The following is a 215-nucleotide window of genomic DNA, read 5'->3' on the forward strand; positions in this document are numbered from 1 at the left end:
AGCGACACCTCTCTGGTTGTTGATACCAGCGCTGAACCGCAACCTGAACCGCAACCTGAACCAGAACCGGAACCGGAACCAGAACCAGAACCAGAACCGGAACCGGAACCGGAACCGGAACCGGAACCGGAACCGCAGCCCGAACCCGAACCGCAGCCGGGCACCCCGCCATTTATGACCGACGATGAAGGCAACCCCATCGCCGACGGCGCCAC

General features: G+C 62.8%; 1 protein-coding gene. It reads left to right on the forward strand.

Annotated elements, in window-relative coordinates; genetic code table 11:
• Positions 1-215, forward strand: a 215-nt coding sequence (locus tag OGY07_RS23435) for a hypothetical protein (RefSeq protein ID WP_286598551.1), incomplete at both ends; no start/stop codon positions are given.

The sequence above is a fragment of the Citrobacter sp. Cs237 genome, from assembly GCF_030332325.1.
Lineage (GTDB): Bacteria > Pseudomonadota > Gammaproteobacteria > Enterobacterales > Enterobacteriaceae > Citrobacter_A > Citrobacter_A sedlakii.